The organism is Gemmatimonadaceae bacterium (assembly GCA_020852815.1).
Lineage (GTDB): Bacteria > Gemmatimonadota > Gemmatimonadetes > Gemmatimonadales > Gemmatimonadaceae > SCN-70-22.
In genome coordinates this window covers 19873-38945 of record JADZAN010000025.1, presented here as the reverse complement: position 1 = coordinate 38945, position 19073 = coordinate 19873, and the positions used below count along the sequence as shown (strand labels likewise).

At 69.1% G+C, this 19073-nt stretch carries 20 protein-coding genes; 6 read left to right on the top strand and 14 right to left on the bottom strand.

Annotated elements, in window-relative coordinates; translation table 11 throughout:
* Nucleotides 1–897 (bottom strand): NAD(P)-dependent oxidoreductase, encoded by an 897-nt coding sequence (locus IT359_15000; protein MCC6930292.1) that lies wholly within the window; start codon nucleotides 895–897, stop codon nucleotides 1–3.
* Nucleotides 898–921: 24 nt separating this feature from the next.
* Here IT359_15000 and IT359_14995 point away from each other — a divergent pair, with 24 nt between their 5' ends.
* Nucleotides 922–1194, top strand: a complete 273-nt coding sequence (locus IT359_14995) for a heavy-metal-associated domain-containing protein (GenBank protein MCC6930291.1) — start codon at nucleotides 922–924, stop codon at nucleotides 1192–1194.
* Nucleotides 1195–1260: 66 nt separating this feature from the next.
* On the opposite strand, the gene IT359_14990 is transcribed toward IT359_14995, so the two are convergent.
* Complete coding sequence (locus IT359_14990; protein ID MCC6930290.1) at nucleotides 1261–3855, bottom strand: carbohydrate binding family 9 domain-containing protein; 2595 nt, start codon at nucleotides 3853–3855, stop codon at nucleotides 1261–1263.
* Between the two features lie 234 nt (nucleotides 3856–4089).
* Between IT359_14990 and mgtE the strand changes: the two genes are divergently transcribed.
* Both mgtE and IT359_14980 read left to right on the top strand, forming a co-directional pair.
* Nucleotides 4090–5472: a magnesium transporter gene (gene mgtE, locus IT359_14985; protein MCC6930289.1), complete on the top strand. Its 1383-nt coding sequence runs from the start codon at nucleotides 4090–4092 to the stop codon at nucleotides 5470–5472.
* On the top strand, nucleotides 5469–6383 hold the full coding sequence (locus IT359_14980) for a DMT family transporter (GenBank protein ID MCC6930288.1): 915 nt from the start codon (nucleotides 5469–5471) through the stop codon (nucleotides 6381–6383). Before mgtE ends, IT359_14980 begins: the two co-directional genes overlap by 4 nt.
* On the opposite strand, the gene IT359_14975 is transcribed toward IT359_14980, so the two are convergent.
* The 6 genes from IT359_14975 to IT359_14950 form a co-directional block, all read right to left on the bottom strand.
* Nucleotides 6380–7093, bottom strand: a complete 714-nt coding sequence (locus IT359_14975) for an SURF1 family protein (protein ID MCC6930287.1) — start codon at nucleotides 7091–7093, stop codon at nucleotides 6380–6382. The genes IT359_14980 and IT359_14975 overlap by 4 nt on opposite strands.
* 155 nt (nucleotides 7094–7248) lie before the next feature.
* On the bottom strand, nucleotides 7249–8283 hold the full coding sequence (locus IT359_14970) for a hypothetical protein (GenBank protein MCC6930286.1): 1035 nt from the start codon (nucleotides 8281–8283) through the stop codon (nucleotides 7249–7251).
* Nucleotides 8284–8422: 139 nt separating this feature from the next.
* The gene (locus IT359_14965; GenBank protein MCC6930285.1) at nucleotides 8423–9322 is read right to left on the bottom strand and encodes a prepilin-type N-terminal cleavage/methylation domain-containing protein; all 900 of its coding nucleotides are present in this window, start codon (nucleotides 9320–9322) and stop codon (nucleotides 8423–8425) included.
* Nucleotides 9304–9747 carry a hypothetical protein gene (locus IT359_14960; protein ID MCC6930284.1) on the bottom strand — a complete coding sequence of 148 codons (444 nt, stop codon included), beginning with the start codon at nucleotides 9745–9747 and terminating at the stop codon, nucleotides 9304–9306. Before IT359_14960 ends, IT359_14965 begins: the two co-directional genes overlap by 19 nt.
* Complete coding sequence (locus tag IT359_14955) at nucleotides 9744–10178, bottom strand: GspH/FimT family pseudopilin (protein MCC6930283.1); 435 nt, start codon at nucleotides 10176–10178, stop codon at nucleotides 9744–9746. Before IT359_14955 ends, IT359_14960 begins: the two co-directional genes overlap by 4 nt.
* A gap of 150 nt (nucleotides 10179–10328) precedes the next feature.
* On the bottom strand, nucleotides 10329–11138 hold the full coding sequence (locus tag IT359_14950; protein ID MCC6930282.1) for a DUF72 domain-containing protein: 810 nt from the start codon (nucleotides 11136–11138) through the stop codon (nucleotides 10329–10331).
* A gap of 105 nt (nucleotides 11139–11243) precedes the next feature.
* Between IT359_14950 and IT359_14945 the strand changes: the two genes are divergently transcribed.
* The 3 genes from IT359_14945 to IT359_14935 all read left to right on the top strand — a co-directional run bounded on the left by IT359_14945 (nucleotide 11244) and on the right by IT359_14935 (nucleotide 12987).
* A complete protein-coding gene (locus IT359_14945; protein MCC6930281.1) occupies nucleotides 11244–12113 on the top strand; it encodes an SPFH domain-containing protein in 870 nt (289 codons plus the stop codon).
* A gap of 123 nt (nucleotides 12114–12236) precedes the next feature.
* On the top strand, nucleotides 12237–12491 hold the full coding sequence (locus IT359_14940; GenBank protein ID MCC6930280.1) for a hypothetical protein: 255 nt from the start codon (nucleotides 12237–12239) through the stop codon (nucleotides 12489–12491).
* Between the two features lie 139 nt (nucleotides 12492–12630).
* Complete coding sequence (locus IT359_14935) at nucleotides 12631–12987, top strand: hypothetical protein (GenBank protein MCC6930279.1); 357 nt, start codon at nucleotides 12631–12633, stop codon at nucleotides 12985–12987.
* 48 nt (nucleotides 12988–13035) lie between these two features.
* On the opposite strand, the gene IT359_14930 is transcribed toward IT359_14935, so the two are convergent.
* The 6 genes from IT359_14930 to IT359_14905 form a co-directional block, all read right to left on the bottom strand.
* On the bottom strand, nucleotides 13036–13767 hold the full coding sequence (locus IT359_14930; GenBank protein MCC6930278.1) for a metal-dependent transcriptional regulator: 732 nt from the start codon (nucleotides 13765–13767) through the stop codon (nucleotides 13036–13038).
* Nucleotides 13764–14225: a universal stress protein gene (locus IT359_14925; GenBank protein ID MCC6930277.1), complete on the bottom strand. Its 462-nt coding sequence runs from the start codon at nucleotides 14223–14225 to the stop codon at nucleotides 13764–13766. The genes IT359_14930 and IT359_14925 overlap by 4 nt, the downstream gene beginning before the upstream one ends.
* Nucleotides 14213–15631, bottom strand: a complete 1419-nt coding sequence (locus IT359_14920) for an Nramp family divalent metal transporter (protein ID MCC6930276.1) — start codon at nucleotides 15629–15631, stop codon at nucleotides 14213–14215. Before IT359_14920 ends, IT359_14925 begins: the two co-directional genes overlap by 13 nt.
* Before the next feature lie 136 nt (nucleotides 15632–15767).
* Nucleotides 15768–16805 (bottom strand): polysaccharide deacetylase family protein, encoded by a 1038-nt coding sequence (locus IT359_14915; protein MCC6930275.1) that lies wholly within the window; start codon nucleotides 16803–16805, stop codon nucleotides 15768–15770.
* Nucleotides 16806–16859: 54 nt separating this feature from the next.
* Entirely contained in the window at nucleotides 16860–18401 is a 1542-nt protein-coding gene (locus IT359_14910; GenBank protein MCC6930274.1) for a serine hydrolase, read from the bottom strand.
* Between the two features lie 48 nt (nucleotides 18402–18449).
* Nucleotides 18450–19052: a CoA pyrophosphatase gene (locus IT359_14905; GenBank protein MCC6930273.1), complete on the bottom strand. Its 603-nt coding sequence runs from the start codon at nucleotides 19050–19052 to the stop codon at nucleotides 18450–18452.
* Between the last annotated feature and the right edge of the window lie 21 nt (nucleotides 19053–19073).

Genomic DNA, 19073 nt, shown 5'->3' with positions numbered 1-19073 from the left:
CTAGTCCTGGATCACGACGCCGCTCCATTCCTCGATGAGGCGCGCGGCTTCGACGTGATCGGCCTCCTCGCCCAGCTCGTGGCGCGCGAGTCGGAAGAGATCGGCCACTTGCTGGATCACCATCGACGGGATGCGCTGCTCGCGCAGGAACTCGGCGGCAATCGCGATGTCCTTCTCGAGGAGGGCGAGCTTGAAGGTGCGCGGGAAGGCGCGCGTGACGACGCGTTGCGGGACGAGGTTCTCCGACGTGTTGGAGCGCCCGCTGGAAGCGTTGATGACGTCGAGCGCCGCCGACGGCTTGACGCCGGCGCGCGTGAGCGCGGCGAGCCCTTCCACCGTGGACCAGATGTGGACGGCGAGCAGCGCGTTGTTCACGGCCTTTAGGGCGTGCCCCGCCCCGACCGGGCCCACGAGCACGATCTTCTTCCCGAACGCCTCCAGCACCGGGCGTGCGCGCGCGAAAGTGACGTCGTCGCCGCCGCACATCACGGTGAGCGCGCCCTTCTCCGCCCCGACCACGCCGCCGGACACCGGGGCATCGAGGAAGGCGATCCCACGCTCGGCGAGCCGTTCCGCGATGCGACGTGAGGTCGCGGGGTCGCCCGAGGTGCAGTCGATGAGGAGCGTCCCGTCACCCATCCCCGCCAGGAGGGCGTCGCCCGCCGCGGGGCCGTCGAGCAACGCCTCCACTTCGCGCGAGGTCGGGAGGCAGGTGATGACCACCTGGGCACCGCGTGCTGCGGCGGCAGGGGTCGGGGCGGCCGAGGCGCCGTGGGCCTTGGCGAACGAGTCGGCCTTGGCGGCCGTGCGATTCCAGACAGTGAGCGTGTGCTGGGCGGCGAGGTGCCGCGCCATCGGTGCGCCGATGGCCCCCAGCCCGAGAAAGGCGATGTTCATGCGGCGAATATACATTCTCTCCGCATGCTGACCACGTTGACGATCGACGGGATGCGTTCGGTGCACTGTGCGCGCGCCGTGCACACGTCGCTGGCCCAGGTCCCCGGCATCGCGACGGCGGACGTCGTCATCGGCCGGGCGACGCTGGAACACGATGTCGCGCTCGACGAGGCGTCACTCGCGCACGCGGTCGCCGCGGTGGGCTACACCCTTCGCCACATCGAAACCGACCGCCGTCGCCTGCCGCTTCACGACGCCAGCCTCGACTCGGGGCGTCGCCGCCCCCGCACCGCCTGACGCACCGCCCGCGCATCGCCTGACGCAACGAACGGGCGCCCCGCCTAACGCCCCCGTCCGCCCGTCCTACATCGAGAACCAGTAGCTCGCCTTTACCAGGAACGTGTTGTCCGGGTGCGCGCTGAACAGGTTCCGGTAGTCGCGGTTGAATCGAAACGAGCCGGCGTCGAGTCCGTCCTGCAGCCGTCCCTGCGCCCAGACGAGGAAGAGTGTCGACCCGGGACGGTATTCCCAGCGCAGCACGGTGTTGGAGCGGAACTGCTTGAAGTTGAAGCCGCCGGGATCGCCACCCTGCGTGTAGGGCTCGAAGCGATCCGCGTAGTCGCGCGAGCGAGGGGCGCTCACCTCGCGCCAGTTGGAGTACGCACCGCCGGTGACGAATGGCTGGGCGTACACCTGCAGCGACAGCGTGGGCGATGCCGTCCAGTTGAGGCGCGTGGTGAGGGCCACGGTCTTCTGGTTGAGGCGTGCCACGGTGTAGTGCGTCGTGTCGCTCCCGAGGTCGCCGAAGTTCTCCAGCCATTGGCGATCGTCCACGTTGCGGCTGAACGACGCCCCGACGCTCGCCGAGAACGATGACGCCACGCGCGCCTGCAGGCTGGGGCCAAGGAAGTAGCTCATGGAGCGGCCGCCGTCGGTGCGCCTGAAGGAGGCGCTGAACGAGCCGTAGACCGGCCGCCGCTGGTCGCCGGTGAAGCCGGCCCACCCCTGGACCGAGTGATTCTCCCACAGCGCGGGGCCGCCACGCAGGCAGGCGGCGCAGTTGCTCCCCAGCTCGCCACCGAAGCCGCCGTAGACAAACCACATGTTGCGCAACTGCGCGTTCATGTTGATGTTGCCGCCGCGCCCCGTGCTGAGCCCGTCGGCGGTGAAGCTGCTCCACTGGTTGAAGTTCACCTGCCAGCGACGGTACCACCACCGCGGTTGCTGGAAGACGAAGGCGAACCAGTTGCTCTGCCCCATGTTGTTGGCGTTCTGCATGAAGCCGACGTCGTTGATCTCGAGCCCGGCCCCGCGATACCACACCCCCGTGTGAAAGCGCGTGAGCCCGCCGTTCTTCGAGAACCCGACCTGCGAGCCGACGCCGCTGAGCGCGGTGCGCGTGGAATCGTAGGTCACGTCGTCGTCGGGACGCTGGTAGAAGTGCACCGCCGAGCGCTGCGTGGCCGCGATGGCCTGCTCGCTGCCGCGCACCAACGACCCGAACAGCTGCCCGGTGAGCTCGTACATCGCGTCCTTCCCGAAGCGATGACGTGCGTCGACACCGGCGGTGTAGGCTTCGCGACGGATGAAGTCCTCCGTGTATCCATCGAGGTTGCGATTCACGGCGGTGACGATGAGCCCCACGCCGCTGCGCCCGCCGCGCAGGTCCTGCTGGGCGCGCGCCACGAAGTAGTTGGTGCGCGGCTCGACGGTGAGTGACTCGGCGACACTCTCGCGCCCCGTCACCGCGTTCAGGATACCTAACGACAAGCCGTTGGCCAGCCGCCCCGTGACCTTGGCCGCACCAAGGATCGTCGAGTTGAGCGGGACCGCATTCTGGTCCTCGCTCAGGAAGCCCGCCTGCGGGCTGCGCCCGATGCGCCGCGAGTAGAACGGCCCCGTGCACTGGCCGTCGTTGCAGTCGACGTCGTAACGGAAGATCCCCGTCCCCTCGAGGAAGAAGGGGCGCCGCTCCTCGAAGAACTGCTCGAAGGCGCCGAGGTTGAGCACCCCCGGGTCGGCCTCCACCTGCCCGAAATCGGGATTGATGGTCGCGTCGAGCGTGAGGTTGGACGAGAGGCCGTACTTCACGTCGGCGCCTAACGACATTCGCTGCGAACGCCCGTACCCGTCGGCGCGCAGCTTCGAGTCGTTGGCCTGCACGGTGTACGGCATCAGCTCGAGGCGACGCGGGCTGGAGATCCCGACAAGCCCGCGCACCTCACCCAACTGCGACGCGATCCCGAAGCGCGACCGGCGCCACAACGGCCAGCTCGACCGCTCGTTGAGGCGCGCAATCTCGCGGTGAATCCCGATGCCGAACGTGTGCTCGTCCTTGCGCGGATAGCGCAACTGGCTGAGCGGGATGCGGAACTCGGCCGTCCACCCCAGCGAGTCGATCTCCGTCTTCACGTCCCAGACGGCATTCCACGTCACATCCTCGTTGGAGTCGTTGTAGAGATAGATGTCGCGCTGCACGCCGGCCGGATTCACCATGAACTCGTACCCCGTGCGCCGGTCGTGATAGGAGTCGACAATCACCCTGATGTAGTCGGACTGCGTGCGCTCGTCGCGACGCGACAGGAGCGCCATGATGCTGTCCGGGTGCGCATCGAAGGCCCTCACAAAGACGTAGAGGTTGCGATCGTCATAGGCCACGCGCGCCTCGGTCTGCATGGCCGGCGCCCCATCCTCGACGGGATCGAAGACGCGAAAACCGTCGATGCGCTGGGCACTGCGCCACGCCTCGTCGGTATCCTTGCCGTCGATGGCCGGCGCGATCTTCACGCGAAAGGCGCTGGTCGTGGTCGCCGTCGCGGCAACGGCGGTCGCCGATTCGCCTCCGACAGCGGTCGTCCGCGCCGCGCGCGTATCGTCGGGACGCAAGCGCTGCGCGTGTCCAGCACGCGGAACGACGACGAGCGCCAGCAGGAGGGGGGCAATACGAACGATACGCATGCAGATGGACTCGGGACGCTGGCCTTCGAGGGGGCGGCGTGCAGTGAACTGCCGTTGGACAGCGCGAGACCGCCAGAAGGTGTGCAGCGAGGACGAGACGTACTGCGCGAGCCACGCGGCGCGCTTGTTCGCCCTGAACGACGCCCGTAACTTGCGCCCGCCGCGCCGGCCGGCTTTGCCCTTCTGCCTCGCCCGCACGCGCGTGCGCCTGTCCACTCCGAACGGACGGCGACCATGACGCCCTCACAACGCAACCAGGATTCCGAGCTCGCGCAGCTCCTGGCCCCGGACATCCTCGTCATGCTCGAGGAATCGCCGGAGGACGTGGCCGCGGAGACGGAAGAGCTCCATCCCAAGGACCTCGCCGACGTAGCGGAGGCGATGCCGCGCGACCGCGTCGCCGAGTTCCTGCGCGCCCTGCCGGCCGCGCGCGCCGCCGACGTCCTCGAATACCTCGACGAAGAGCTGCGCTACGAGCTGCTCGAGGCAATGAGCACGGAGCAGGCGGTCGCCCTCGTCTCGGAAATGACGCCGGACGATCGCGCCGACATCCTCGAGGAACTCGAGGAAGAGACGGCCGACGAGATTCTCCAGGACCTCCCCGAGGCTGAGCGGCAGGAGACGGAGCGCCTGCTCCAGTACGAGAACGACTCCGCCGGCGGGCTGATGACGACGGAGTTCGTCTCCGTCACCCAGGACCTCACATCGGAGGAAGCGCTCAACATCGTGCGCGTCGCGGCGCGTTCTGGGCGCAAGGAGGCGATGCACGCCATCTATGTCACCGACGAACGTGGCGCGATCGTCGGCGTGATGTCGTTGCGCGAACTCGTTGCGGCCGCCGAGGGAAGCAAGGTGGCCGACCTGGCGTGGACCGAGGTGGTGAAGGTTCCCGCCACGGCCGACCGCGCAGAAGTCGCGCGCATCACCTCCGAGTACGACCTCGTTGCCGTCCCCGTGGTGGACGCCTTCGATCGCATCATCGGCGTGATCACGGTCGATGACGTCATCGATGCCATTGTCGAGGAACAGACCGAGGACATGCAGAAGCTCGGCGCGGTCCAGCCGCTCGAGGAGCCGTACTTCTCGGCGGGCTTCTGGAGCGTGGCCCGCAAGCGCGTGGGATGGCTCGTCTTCCTCTTCGTGGGCGAGATGTTCACGGGGACGGCGATGCGCGCATACGAGGACACGCTGGCGTCGGCCATTGCGCTCACCCTCTTCATCCCGCTCATCATCAGCTCCGGCGGAAATTCGGGTTCGCAGTCGGCCACGCTCATCACGCGCGCGCTCGCCGTTGGCGACGTCGACCTGCGCGACGCGCTGCGCGTCTTCGTGCGCGAGCTGGGCCAGGGGCTCGTCCTTGGGGGGTGCCTCGGGGCGATCGGCTTCGTGCGCGCCATGATGTGGGGGAACACGTGGACGCTCTCGCTCGTCGTCTCCCTCACGCTGGTAATGGTCGTGATCGTGGGCTCTGTGGTGGGGGCGATGCTGCCGCTCGTCTTCAAGCGGCTTGGCTTCGACCCGGCCATCGCGTCATCGCCGTTCGTTGCCTCGCTGGTGGACGTGACGGGCCTCGTGATCTACTTCAACATCGCGCGCCGCCTGCTGCAACTCGCATGAGCGTGGTCGGTGATGCCATGGCGCGTGCGCCGCTGTCGCACGGCCGCGCCACGCTGGCGGTCGTGGCCGCCGCGTTCGGCTTCTCCAGCATCTCGATTGCGACGGTGATCGGGACGCGCGACGGGACGCCGCTCGCCACGGTGGTCATGGGGCGCTTTCTCGTGGCGGCGCTCCTCCTCTTCCCGCTGGCAGGCGGATGGCGTGGCCTCACGCTGCCGCGCGCGCACCGGCACCGGCTCATCGTGCAGGGGGGTGCCGGCCAGGCGGCGGTGAACCTGCTCAACCTGTCGGCGCTGGCCTACATGCCGGCAGCGACCGTGGTCTTCCTGTTCTACACGTATCCGGCGTGGGTGACGATCATTTCGGCGATACGCGGGACCGACCGGGTAGGGCCACGCCGCCTGTTCGCGCTCGCCCTCTCGCTGGCGGGGATCGTCGTGATCATCGGGGCCCCGGGCGCCGACGCCATCTCGCCGATAGGCGCCGCGCTCTCGCTCTCCGGCGCCTTTGTCTACGGGCTGTACTTTCCCTTGCTCCGCCAGTTGCAAGTCGGCACCACGGCGACCGTGGCGACCTTCTACATCGCCATCGGCACCTGCCTTTCGCTCCTGGTCTACGCCGCCGCGCGCGGCCGACTGGCCTGGACCCCAACGACGAGCAGCGTGGGGGCGATTGCCTGGCTCGCGGTGGTCCCCACGGTCGTGGCCTTCCAGCTCATCCTGCGCGGGCTGGAGTCGCTCGGCGCCGTTCGGACGGCGATCATCTCCACAGCCGAGCCGTTCTGCGCCGCGGTCCTCGCGGCGCTGGTGCTGCGGCAGCCGGTGACGCTCCCGACCTTGGCGGGCGGGGCACTGATCGCACTCGCGGTGCTGATCCTGCAACGCCCCGAGCGCGAGGCGCGCACCGCCTAACGCGCGGCGTCCCCCCCGGGGCCGCGGCGGGCCACGACGGCGGCGCCCACTAGGGCGATGAGGGCAAAGGCGAACCACTGGATCGCATAGCTGCGGTGCGACCCTTCATTCATGGGCGGCGGTTCCACGCGCACCAGGTGCGTGAGCGAATCGCGCTGGTCGCGCCCCAGGCGCTGCACGACCAGAAAGGGGGCCACGCGCTCGCCGAGCCGCTGCTCGATGGAGTCGCGCACCAGGTGGCGAACGCCGCGCGGCTGCGACGGCGTGGAGACCATCCCTCCCGCCGGGACGTACGCCTCGAGGAATCCATCGACGGTTGCGCTGTCGCCCTCGTTCCATTTGGAGAGATCGATGCTCATGCCGTCGGCCGCGTAGGCCCAGCCACGGTTGACGAGGACGCTTGGCGATCCTGCCACCGCCAGCGGCGTGAGGACGTACACCCCCGGGGCGCCGTTGCGCGCGCGCGAGGTGAGAACGAGTTCGCGTGCATAGTCGTAGCGCCCCGTCAGCTGCACCCGCCGGTATCGCGCGCTCGCCGAGTCGCGCGTGACCTCGTCCCACGGCGCCGCAGGGGCCTCGAGCCGCGCCGCGATCGTCGCGTTGAGCGCGCGCCGCTCCCCAAGGCGCGAGAGCTGCCAGAAGCCGAGTCGCACGCACGCCGCCGCCACCACAACGGCGAAGATCACGAAGGCGAGGGTGCGACGGGGCATGCGTGGACGCGACGGTGACGCGCGGAATTAGCGCAGGGGAAACGCGCGAGAAGCGAGCGTGAAACGCGCGCGGAACGCTCGCCTGGCACGGACCCCGGACGAGTGCGCGAAGTATAGCCGACGCACCGGCCGTGACGCAGAAGGCCGCGCGGCGATCAGTAGGCCCAGCGATCGATCGAGGCGTTGCGCAACGGGGTGAGGCCGTTGAAGACCGAGAGCGCGTGCGCCACGTCGCACGAGTTGTACTGCGCCACGTAGCGCCCGGCGATCTGGTCCACGCCCACGGCGCCGCCAATGGTCGCGTTGAGCCCGGTCACCACGGCGCCGTTCACCGTGGCGTCGGCGGGAACGACCATCGCCCCACCGACCAGGACGACGCCGTCCCACTGGCGCAGCGGCGGGAAGGTGAGCGTCCCGGTCACGACGAGGAGCCCGCGACCATCGGTCGGGAGTACGAAGTCGCCGCGCACCACGATCACCGGCCAGAATGTGGCGTCGCCCCACTGCGCCGACGGCGGCCATGCCCCGCCGGGAAGCGTCACGTTGGCCGCCCCGATCCCCTTGGCAACGATCCCCCCCCAGTCGATCGTGATGGCCGACGCGGCCGACGCCGCGCTTCCGAGGTCGAGGAGGTTCGGGCTCCCCGAAGCGAAGGGGGCGCCGTGCGGCTGCACATAGCCCGGAGTGGTGGGGACCGCGACGCCAGCCACCGCCGCCGCGGCGCCGCAGGCGTCGAAGCCGCTCAGCGTTCCGGCACTTCCCTGGTTGTCCACCCCACCTAACGAGGCGTGGGCGGCAAGGACCGGCATCCCGGCGCGCTGCCAGCGCGCATACTGCGCCAGCGTCCGCTCGGCCACGGGGCGCGGCCGCACCGCGCGATCCAGCAGCACGCCGCGCGAGCGCACCACGTACATGGCCGGCGTGGAAATCCCCGCCTCGTCGCGTACGCGCTCCATGATCACGTCGGCATAGCCGCCGTTCATAGCCACGCGCACGCTCTCCACCGGGGCCGGCGGTACGGCGGTGAAGCCAAGCGAATCGCGCGACGCCAGGAAGCGGTCGAGCCCTCCCCGTGCGAGCGCATAGGCGCGTGTGGCCATCGCATCGTTCCCCACCACGCGGCGCTCCGTCCCCACGAGCGTGATGGCGCCCGCCGCCATCACCGAGAGGAGCGCGATCAGCATCAGCACCGTGGGGAGCGCGAGCCCACGCCGCGGCTGCAGCGATGTGCGAGCGGCCAGGCGTCGGCGGGCAGCCGATCGTGGGTGTGTCGAGGACAAATGGATCCCGGCTTGCGCTGGGTAGGTGGGCGTGGGAGGGCGGGTCATCTCAGTGCTCGGGCGCATTCAGGAAGAAGACCGCCGAGCGCTGCGGTGACAGCTCCGGGGCAAGCCGCCCCGCGCGCGCCTCCTCACTGGCCCCGGTGAAGCGCAGCTCCACGCCACGAATCGCCGTCAGGCTGGCGGGCGGCGCGGCGAGCGACGTGTCATCTCCAACGGTGAAAAACCGGAACGCAGAGGTGGAATCGAAGGGAACCGCCACCTCCTCATGCCGCCCCCCCTGCACCGATCGCCAGAGCGCCATCCTGCCCGGCACCACCACCGAGCCACTGAAGTCGTAGTCGATGCGCTGGAAGACGAGGACGGGCGCGCCGTTGTCGTAGGGTGCCGGAATGGCCGGGGCAACCTGGATCAGCTGTCCGCGCGGCAACGTGGTGACGCCTGCCGCCACGCACGTCCCCACCGCCGCACTCGGCGCCGTCGAGGCCCCGACGTCGACATAGCGGTAGTCGCCGCCTTGCACGCGGTACGCATAGCCGGCAAAGACCGCCTGCGCATACAGCACCGAGTCCACGGGGAGGAGCGAGACGATCGTCCGCCCCCCCGCCGTCCCGCAGGTGATGCCTAACGCGTACGGCACCCGCACGCCGATGGCGCGCTGCGACGCGGTGACCACCCCACCTTCCGCCTCCACGGTGCGCAGCTCCTGCAGCAGCAAGTTGAGCGAGACGCGCGACACGGTCCGCGCCGCGCGCTGCTTGACCTGCTGGTCCACAAAGCGCGATTGCGATACGAACAAACGGAGCATCGCCGCGCCCATGACGCCGAGCAGGACCAGCGAGACGAGCAGTTCCACCAGTGTGAAGGCGCGCCAGCGCGCAACCCGCGCGCGGCGCACCAACGGCACGCACCGCAGCGGCGCCTCCAGGATTACTGCAGCGGATTCCACGGCGCCGTGCGCGTCCGCTCGAGCTGGAGCGTATCGGGGGCCAGCGACCGCGAACCCGCCTGCGCCATCGGGGCCACCGTCAGCAGCACGCGGCGGCGATCGCCCGCCACTTCGTCGACGCGCACGCAGCGCAAGTATGCGAAGCCGGCATACGCGCGCTCCTTGCAGCCGCCCTGCGACTCCAGCGAGTCAAACGGCATCGACGCCAGCAAATCGCCCTCCTCGGCGACGGCGTCGGCGCGCTGGTTGGCCTCGCGTGCCACCCCAGCGCGTGTCCCGACCCAGAAGGTCATCGCCGCCAGCCCCGTCGTCGCCACGCCGAAGAGCATGACCGCCACGAGGACCTCCACCACCGAGAGCCCGGCGCGTGCGCGCGCGCCAACGCCCGGCGACCGCCCGTGGACACGGCGACGCGCCCTGTTCATGGCGTCACCCGCACAAAGCCGGCGCGCGACAGTTGCACCTGCCGAGTGTAGCCGGAGTTGGTCAGGCGCACCCACATCGGCGACGACGTCATCCCCGACGGGAAGAACTCCACGCTCGTCGGCTCGAAGTGCAGCGCGCGCACCCCGAACTCGGTTCCGGGGCCAATGGTGCGGCGGAAACGCACCGCACCGGTCGTGCGGTCACGGATGCGGTAGCCGTTCGCGACCCCCTCGAAGATCATCGGGCGCTGGTCACGCGCCGCCAGCGACGCCGCCACCTCGATGTCGGCCGCCAGCACCCGCGCCGCCTGGTGCACGCGCGTCCGCTGCAGCTGCGCGGCCAATCGCGGATAGCCGAACGCCGCCACGATGGCGACGATCGCCAGCACCGTGATCATCTCGATCGCTGTGAATCCGAATCGCGGGCGCACCGGGAGAGGAACGACTGGACAGGCTTTCCGCGGGAGAGAAAGGCGCCGCAGCACCGCGTGCGCGCCGGGCGGCACGCCGCGGCCTTGGAGCCGGCGGGAGAAATACCCGCATTACGCTACCCCCTAACGGGGCGGCGCGAAAGTCGAGAACTAGAAAAGACTCATCTGCTCACCCAGGTCCTCGGGTGCCACCGAGGGCAGCCCAAGCAGGCGCTGCAGCTCGCGCAACGACGCCGGGCTGTGGCCGGCGAAGTGGTTATTCACGTAGCCGTACACCGTCCGCACCCGCTTGGCGAGCGCCGGCAGCACCCGCGACCAGGACTCCAACTCGCGGGAACGATCGACCTGGAGGCGCGAGTAGTCGACGATGTCACGGTTGGGCCCCATCCATCGCACGTACGCCACGTTCCCCGTGGGACGCTCGGCCAGCGCCAGCATTGTCTTGCGTGGAATCCAGCGCGCATCGGTCAGCGCCAGCGCCACCTTGTGCTCGGCCAGGAGAGCGATGATCCCGTCGTGAATCCAGCCGCGCTGCCTGAACTCGATGGCGAAATCGAGATCCTGGGGGAGCGTGGGGAGGAACGACGCCAGCGCCGGAAGCTCCACTGGGGCGAAGTCGGGGCCGAGCTGGATGAGGATGGGACCGAGCTTTTCGCCGAGGAGACGCGCCCTGTCCGTGAAGAGCGCAAGCTGCTCCGCTGAGTTCCGAAGCCGGTTCTCGTGCGTGATCTCCTGCGGGAGCTTGAGCGCGAAGCGAAAGTCGCGCGGGACTCTCTCACCCCACCCCTTCACCGTCTTGGCTGGGGGGATGGCGTAGAACGTCGAGTCGACCTCGACCGTGTCGAACGCCCGCGCGTAGGTGGTGAGGTAGTCGGCACTTCGCGTCCCGGTGGGATAGAAGGGGCCGACCCAGGCGTCGTAGTTCCACCCCTGCGCGCCGACTCGGATGTTCGCGTTCATGCCGGCAATGCTCGGGATCGCGCGGTCGAAGTCAAGCGGGGGAGTCTTGCGCCATGAATATCAAAGTGATATCATCTAGATACCACCTTCTGGAGACTTCGTTCCATGCTACGCGAGATCAACAAGCCGGGGACCAGCGGTCTGCTCATGCTCTTCCTGGGCATCGTTCTCCTCGGACTCGGCGTCTGGCGCATCATCGTCGGCGCTAGCGGCGCCGACCCCCTCACCGCGGTCTCCGGGGCCATCCTCCTGCTCATCGCCATCCTGACGCTGTCGGGGCTGTTCACGGTGCAGCCAAACGAGGGAAAGGTGCTGAACCTCTTTGGCAAGTACGTGGGGACGGTGCGCGAGTCGGGGCTGTTCTGGGCCAATCCGTTCTTCACCAAGAAGGCCGTGTCGCTGCGCGTGCGGAACTTCGAGACGGCCAAGCTCAAGGTGAACGACAACCATTCCAACCCCATCGAGATCGGGGCGATCGTGGTGTGGAAGGTGGTCGACACGGCGGAGGCGGTTTTCGAGGTGGACGACTACCAGCACTTCGTGGTGATGCAGTCCGAGGCGGCGGTGCGCGCCCTGGCGCAGTCGTATCCCTACGACGCGCACGGACTGGGCGAGATCGCGCTGAGCACGCACCCGGCCGAGATCTCTGCCGCGTTGCAGCAGGCGGTGTCGGAGCGGCTGCACAAGGCGGGGGTCGAGGTGATCGAGGCGCGACTGAGTCACCTGGCGTACGCGCCGGAGATTGCCAGCGCGATGCTGCGACGCCAGCAGGCGGCGGCGATCATTGCCGCGCGTTCCAAGATCGTGGAGGGGGCGGTGGGGATGGTGGAGAACGCGCTCGCCCTCATCGGCGACCGCGGGTTGGTCACGCTGGATGAGGAGCGCAAGGCATCGATGGTGAGCAACCTGCTGGTGGTGCTGTGCTCGGACCGCGACGCACAGCCCGTCGTGAACGCGGGGACGATCTACCAGTGACGATGACCACGCAGCGCCTGGCGTGCGCGGTGTCGACGTCTCGCGGGATGGTGCCAGTTCGGCGCCGTCCCGCGGTCGTGGCCAGCGGCAGGTGCGGCGAGTGCGGCAGGTGAGGAGGCGATGATGGCGCGGCGCTCGTTCCTGCTTCGCGTCGACCCCGATGTGCTCGACGCGGTGCAGCGCTGGGCTAACGACGACTTGCGCAGCCTCAACGGGCACATCGAGTACCTGCTGCGCATGGCGTTGCGGGACGCTGGGCGCCTTCCGAAAGAGGGGCGCGAGGAACGCACGGAGGGTGCACAAGGCGCGGAAGGCACGGCGCCTGAGGAGTCGCGCTCGAACGACACGCTCGCGGACAACCAGGAGCAGGGCTCATGATGCTGGTCCACCGGCTGCGCGAACGAGGACATCCACCAATCCTCGCGGCAACACTCATCGGGGGTGCGATGGCGCTCCTGGTGAGCGGCATGTACCTCGTGTTGCGTTAGGCAACCCCACTCCACCTGAGCCACCCCCGATGGTCATCGTACCCCCGCACACCACGTCGCAGGCATCGGCGCGCTCGCGCGCGCTGGCCGCCCGGTTGCGCACGACGATCGCCGACTTCCAGGCGCGCGAACCCAAGGTGACGAGGGAGGAGATCGCGCAGGCGTTGCACGAGGTCCAGCCCCCGTCGCAGGGGCGTTCGGCGAACATGGCGGGGGCGCTCGTCGCCACCATCGCCGGGTTGACGATCGCGATCGGGATCGGGTTGCTGGTGAGCATCGCGCAGAAGACGGGGAGCGCGCCGCCGCCGATCGTCCTCATCTCCCTTGCCGCGGTCCTGGTGGCGGCGGTCGTCGCGGTCGTCATCAAGGCGCGTCGCGACGATTGATCGCGCGGTGCGCCGCGACGATCGATCGCGCGGTGCGGCGCGATCGCCTCAGTCCGGGAGGAGTTCGACCATCACGCGTGAGGCAAGCGCCGGCCCCACCTGGCACGCCCCCTTCCCCACCTGCAGCGTGAGCGGACCGTCGAATGGCGCCCTGTCCGACAGCGTGACCACCACGCCGGGTCGTATCCCGATCTGCGCCAGGTAGCGCAATAGCTCCGAGTCCTCGTCGCTCACACGCATCACGCGCGAGCGCTGCCCTCGCGCCAGGTCCGACAGCGTGCGATGACGCGTCTCATCGATCTCCCCGTCGCGCGTCGGGATCGGGTGGCCGTGCGGGTCGGTGAGCGGCTCGCCGACCGCCGTCGCCATGCGGTCCACCAGCTCGTCGCTCACCGCGTGCTCCAGGCGCTCGGCTTCCTCGTGCACCCGGTCCCAGGGGTAGCCTAACGCCTGCGCCAGGTACGTCTCGATCACCCGGTGCCGGCGAATCGTGCGCAGCGCCGCGCGACGTCCCAGGTCGGTGAGGCGCACGCCGCGGTAGCGCTCGTACGACACCAACCCCTGGTCGGCCAGGCGCCGCACCATCCCGCTCACCGAGGCGGCGGCGATCTCGAGCCGCGCGGCAATGTCGTTGGTCGCCGCCGCGTCGCCCCCGGCTTCGATCGCGTAGATCGCCTTCAGGTAGTCCTCGACGGGAGCGGTCAGCGACCATTCGGCGATCGACGCCGGCGGCGCGGTCGGCGCCGACAGCGGCGCCCCCTTGGCCTTGCGTGCGCTCATGATGGCGACGCGCGGCGCGCACCCGAAGGGGCGCGCACCAGGAGGACGGGAATCGACGTCTCGTGGCGCACGGTGTTGGCCACGCTGCCGTGGATCACGTCGCCAATGAACTTGTGCCCATGCGTCGCCATCGCGATCAGGTCGCACTGCTCGCGCATGGCCGAGGCGCAGATCTCGCGCGCCGGATCGCCGTTGGCCAGCACCGCCTCGGCCTGCACTCCCTCGGCGACGAGTTCACGGGCCACGCGCTCGATGTAGTCGCGATCGCTCCGGATTTCCTCCGACTCACGCAGCTTGAGCGCTTCCATGTTGCGCGCCGCCCACCCGTCGGCCACGTGGATGAGCACGACCGACGCGCCGCTGTGGCGCGCCAGCAGGCGCACATGGTCCAGGATGCACGCGTCGGTCGCGGAATGCTCGAGCGGAACCAGGATGCGCCGGTACATCAGGCCATCCACGCGCTCACGGTCTGCACGAGCAGCCACAGGTTCAGCGTCGCGATCACCGTGGCCACGGCGTAGGCGAGAACCTTGAGCCACGCGGGGTTGGTGAATTCCCCCATCTTCAGTCGGTCGGACGTGAACATCACCAGCGGGAAGACGGCAAACGAGAGTTGGAGCGAGAGGACCACCTGGCTCAGGATGAGGAGCCGAGCCGTCCCGCTTTCGCCATACAAGATGGCCGTGATCGCCGCCGGCACAATGGCGATGGCCCGCGTGATGAGCCGCCGCAGCCACGGGCGCATGCGGATGTTGAGGAAGCCCTCCATCACGATCTGCCCGGCAAGCGTCCCGGTGAGTGTGGAGTTCTGCCCGGACGCCAGGAGCGCGAGGGCGAAGACCACGCTCGCCGCCCCCACCCCCAGCAACGGTGACAGGAGCTGGTAGGCATCCTGGATCTCGGCCACCTGCGTATTGCCCGTGCGATGGAAGGTTGCGGCCGCCACGATGAGAATCGCCGCATTGATGAAGAGCGCCAGCGAGAGGGCGATCGTCGAGTCGAGGAAGGCGAAGCGAACCGCCTCGCGCTTTCCCTCGGCCGACTCTTCGTACTTGCGCGTCTGCACGATCGACGAGTGCAGGTAGAGGTTGTGCGGCATTACCGTCGCGCCCAGGATGCCGATCGCGATGTAGAGCATCTCCCGGTTCTTCAGGATCTCCGTCGACGGGACGAAGCCGCGCGCGACCGCGACGAGGTCGGGGCGCGAGATGAACATCTCGAACAGGAAGCAGAGCCCCACCACCGCGACGAGGGCAATCACCAGCGCCTCGAGCATCCGGAATCCCTTGTGCTGCAGCCAGAGCACCAGGAGCACATCGAGCGCGGTGATCGCGACCCCCCAGGCGAGCGGGATGCCGAACAGGAGGTCGAGCGCGATCGCCGTCCCGATCACTTCGGCCAGGTCGCAGGCGGCAATCGCCAGCTCGCAGAGGATCCAGAGGGCGAAGTTCACCCCCGGCGAGTAGTGATCGCGGCACGCCTGCGCGAGATCGCGCCCGGTGACGATTCCCAGCTTGGAGGCGAGCCCCTGCAGGAGCACCGCCATGAGGTTCGAGACGAGGATGACGCTGAGCAGCGTGTAGCCGAAGCGCGACCCGCCCGCGAGATCGGTGGCCCAGTTGCCGGGGTCCATGTAGCCGACGGCGACGAGATACCCGGGCCCGGCAAAGGCCAGCAGCTTGCGCCACCAGGTGAGCCCGTGCACCGGGATGGTGCGGTGCACTTCGGCCAGCGACGGCGTTTCGCGCGCCCGGCGCCACCCCGACTCCCCGCCCGGCGGCGTACCCGCTGGTACCCCGGGCGGCGCACCAGCGGGCGCCGGTGAGCCAGGGGAAGGCGTGGAGGTGATGGGGGATGCACTCATGCGCGAGGGACGGATTCGGATCGTCGCGAGCCTCTCAAGGACGCCCGAATTCGCCTGAGGCAACTTGAGATTTAGCTCGCACTAAATCCTACTACTCGTCCCGCTCGCCCGCAATTCCGTCCCCGCCATCCCTCTCCTACTTCATCCCCGCCTCGCGCTTCACGTACTCCGCGACCGAGCGATGCGTGGCGTACCAGACGCCGGGCCTGGCCTTCATGTGGGCAATGAGGAGTTCGAGCGCCTTGATGCGCGAGCGGTGTCCCGACACGTGCGGGTGCATGGTGAGAAGGAAGAGCGTCCCTTCCTCATAGGCCTTGTCGAACTCGTCGATCCAGACCTGCGCGATTTCCCGCGGCGACGCGTAGTTGTTGCCGCGCGGCGAGAAGAGCGGGGCGTCGTCGTTGATCCATTCCACCGGAAGTTCGACGACGCCGGTGGGTTGGCCGTTGTGCAGCAGCTCGTACGGGCTCTCGTCGGCCATGAGCGAGGACTCGTAGATGAAGCCGAGTTCCTTCACGATCGACATCGTGGCGGCAGAGAAGTTCCACGATGGGGCGCGGTAGCCAACGGGGCGGCTCCCCGTGAGCGCGGTAAGCGTGTCGATTGCCTGCTGGACCAGTCGGCGCTCCACGTCGGCCGGGAGCTGCGTGTTCATCTCGTGGATCCAGCCGTGCACGGCGAACTCGTGGCGTCCGGACTTCCTGATTTGCTCGACCTGGTCGCGGTCGATCATCAGCGAGATGGCCGGGATGAAGAACGACGCCGGGATGGCGTGGCGATCGAGGAGGCGCAACACGCGCGGCAAGCCGACGCGCGCCCCGTACTGCCCCTGCGACAGCTCGCCAACGGTCGGCTGCCCGAAGCGCAGGTTCGGCGTCTCGTTGTCGACGTCGAACGAGAGGGCAACCGCGACGCGCGCGCCGTTGGGCCACCGCTCGGGCTGGAGCGAGCGCCCGGCGCGCACCGCATGCACGACCTGCATCACCGTGTCCGTTGACCACTCCCAGCCCTGCTTCACCGGGTTCTGTGCACCTGACGCTCGCATGGGAAGCAGCAGCATGAGCGCCAGCCCCGCCACCGCGGCGCGCCGCGCGCGGTGCACGATGTCCCGTGCGCGTCCTCGGGACGCGGGGCGCGGTTCGCCGGCACTCCGGCGCGTGACAAACGACGACATGTGGACCCTCCGCGAGAGCCGAGTTGGGCGTTGCAGCAATGCCGGGCCCGACGCCTAACGCGAGGCGCCGTCGGCGGCGCGGCCAAAGGTCGCGGCGCCAATCCGGAGCGAGGTGACGCGTCCTCGCGCGTCGAGCGAAAAGGTCACGGGAGCCAACGACGAGCGCCGGTCGTCCCAGCGCGCGACGAACGTATCGTAGTGCCAGTGCTCCAGCCGGCCGGCGAATCCCTTGCCACGCACCACGCGCAGGGCGCCATCGCGCACGCTGACCACCACCGTGCCATTGAGCGAGTCGGCATACGTCCCGGCATAGCCTTCGAGCGCGAGCGAGGGGCGCGTGCCGGCGACGCGCGACTTCTCGAAGGCGGTTCGCTGGGCGCGTGCCGCCGCATCCAGGCCGTCGAACAGCGTCTTCACCTCGCCGGACCAGTCGCGCTGGCGCCGGCCATTGAAGAGGTCGAACGCGCGGAACATCAGCGCGTGACGCAGCTCGGCATGATCGCTGTTGGCCAGGATGTAGACCCCCACGCGGCGCTCGGGGATGAGGCCGATGATCGCACTCATGCCATCGATGCTCCCGGTGTGCATGGCCACTTCATCGCCGCCGTAGTTGTGGAGGAACCACCCCAGTCCATAGTTCACGCGTCGCACCGATGCGAGGCTCGAGGTGGGATAGAAGTCGGAGACCGGGACGACGACTTGCGGCGAGAGCCAGTCGTTGAAGGCGCGCTCGGAAACAAGGCGGCGTCCGCCGACGCGTCCCGAGTCGAGGACGAAGCGCATCCACTTGGCCATGTCGGAGACGCTGGACCAGACGGAACCTGCGGGGGCCACCGGATCGACGGCGCGGTTGGCGATGACGCGCATCGTGTCGTCGATGACCTCGTGCGGCGACGCCACGTTGGGCTCCCCCTCGGTGGCGGCCACGGTCGGCAGCGTCTCGCGCATGCCGAGCGGTTCCCAGATGCGCGTCTTGAGCCAGTCGGCCCACGCCTTTCCCGTTCCGGCACGCAGCACCTCGCCAGCCATCGCGTACTGCACGTTCTGGTACGCGTAGTGGTTGCGGAACGACGCCACGGGGCGAAGGAATCGCATGCGGCGGATGATCTCGTCGATGCCGTAGTCGCCTCCGGTCCACAGCTGGTCGGACCCGGGCAGTCCGGTGTGGTGGGTGAGGAGGTCGCGCACCGTGATCTCGCGCGTCATGACCGGGTCGTACAGCTGCAACGTGGGGAGATAGCGCAGCACGGGCTGGTCCAGCGAGACCGCGCCTTCGTCGCTCGCCTGCAGCAGGGCGAGCGACGTCATCGCCTTGGTGGTCGACCCGATGGCGAAGCGCGTATGCGCGTCGACGGGCTCGGGGCGCCCCAGCGTGCGGACGCCGTAGCCCTTGGCGAAGACCATCGAGTCGTTGGCGACGACGGCGATGGCGAGCCCCGGGAGGTTCCACGCCTTGACCGCCTGCGCCACGTAGGCGTCGAAGGCGGCAAGGTCTGGGCGCTGGGCGGAAGCGCCCTGCGCGGGCGAGCGCTGCGCGAGGGCGTTAGGCGCGGTGCAGAGCGAGGCGACGGTGGTCGCCAGGAGGAGTCGGCGCATACGACGCGATGGGGATGGGTAGTGGAGGCGCGAGCAATCTACGCCGCATCAGCCCAGCCGCGAGAGCAGTTGCCGCAGGATGCGTTCGGTCATCCCCCACACCACGTGCTCGTGCACCACGAACGAGGGGACCTTCCACGTCGCCCCACGCACGCGCACCTGCGATTCGCGCGACGTCTCGGGGGCACGCAGGAGGTCCAGCGGTACCCAGAACGCATCCGCCACCTCGTCGCTCAGCGCGAGCGTGACGGGCTGGTCGAGCGCGACCACCACCGGGGTGACGATGATGGCGGGAAGGGTCGCGGTGCGCGGGCGCAATTCGTCCAGCGTCCCCAGCACCACCCCGTGCCCCGCGAGGTCGATCCCGGTCTCCTCCCAGGTCTCGCGCAGCGCGGTCTGCAGGAGCGACTCGTCGTTAGGCGACCAACGCCCGCCGGGGAAGGCGATCTGCCCGCTCCACGGGTCGCCAGCGCGTTCGGCGCGGCGAATGAGGAGGAGTTCCACCCCCTCCACCGCCGGGCGCAGCGTGATGGCCACCGCGGCACGCGCCGGCGCCCCGTCGTCCTCCGCCGATGCGCCCGGGCGCACGGCGAGCGCCCCCGCCAGCTGCACCAGGAGCGGGTGCGTGAGGCGCGGGTCACCGGTCAACATGGCGGACCCGGGCGGCGAATG